This window comes from Okeania sp. SIO2B9 (assembly GCF_010672505.1).
Lineage (GTDB): Bacteria > Cyanobacteriota > Cyanobacteriia > Cyanobacteriales > Microcoleaceae > Okeania > Okeania hirsuta.
Genome location: NZ_JAAHGK010001727.1, coordinates 1 through 1,211, shown reverse-complemented (window position 1 = coordinate 1,211; position 1,211 = coordinate 1). Strand labels below are relative to the sequence as shown.

The window sequence follows — 1,211 nt, the reverse complement described above, 5'->3', positions numbered from 1 at the left end:
TCCTAAAAATCGTCAAGCATTAGTTGAATTAGCAAAACAAAATGGAATTTCCCTAGCTTCTCACGATGATGCAACAATAAGTCATGTGCAAGAAGCTTTAGAGAATGGGGCAGTTTTAGCAGAATTTCCAACTACTTTAGAAGCGGCAAAAGAAGCTCATAATTCTGGATTACAAGTATTGATGGGAGCGCCGAATTTAGTATTAGGAGGTTCTCATTCTGGAAATGTATCTGCAATGGAATTGGTAGAGCAAAATTTAGTAGATGTAATTTCTTCAGATTATGTACCTCGGAGTCTATTACAATCTATTTTTATTATTAGTCATAAAATTGGTAAACCTTTATATGAAGCTATGAAATTAGTTACAATTAATCCAGCTAAAACTATTAATTTATCTCACGATAGAGGAAGTTTAGAAGTTGGCAAACGTGCCGATTTAATTACGGTACATGATGATGGTATAGTCCCCCATTTAACTTCAGCGATCGTTAATGGCCGTCGTGTTGCTTAAACTGTTGATTTTACAGAAGGGAGGATTTTTTTAAGTCTTACTTCACGGAAATTTTGCCAAAATTAAATGTAAAATCAATCAAGTATTTTAGGCTGTAAAAATTTGTGGGCTAATTCCCCTTAACAAAATTTCAAAACTTAGTATGAAGGTTGCTATGGTAAATTTTCACCCTAGTCAAAAAATCTAGTTAATGGTTAAAAAAGTCATAATTTCACTGAAATAGATAACCCTAAAAAACACCATCAAATAACGGTAAAATTTCATTGACTAGAATTATAAAGTCAAGAGTAAATCTGTTTTAATTAACCCCTAACAACTAATTATACTAATTCCCAAAAATAATGCTATACTTCATAAAAAATTCAGTTATTAAGTAATAATAATTGTTAAGTAATGTTTGTAACGATTCCCGGTATTAAACCAAAATATCTTATTTCTTTGAACCATACTCCCTACTCCCTAACCCTCAAAGATATGTAGCAATACTTTTGATATTTGGCATTATTTTTTATCACTTATAAATACACAATGAAAATGAAACCCGATATAAAAACAATCATTCAAATTCTTTCCTCAAAAGGTCATATTCAATATAATCAAGAATCTATTAGTCAACTAGAACACGCTCTCCAATGTGCTACTTTAGCAAAAACAGCAAAAGCTAATAATGAACTAATTGTGGCTTGCTTATTTAACGACA

Annotated in this window: 1 protein-coding gene; it reads left to right on the top strand. The window is 31.0% G+C overall.

Going from position 1 to position 1,211, the window contains the following annotated elements:
* Positions 1–511, top strand: a 511-nt coding sequence (locus F6K13_RS34005; RefSeq protein ID WP_287290064.1) for an amidohydrolase family protein, incomplete at its 5' end; no start/stop codon positions are given.
* Positions 512–1,211 lie beyond the last annotated feature (700 nt).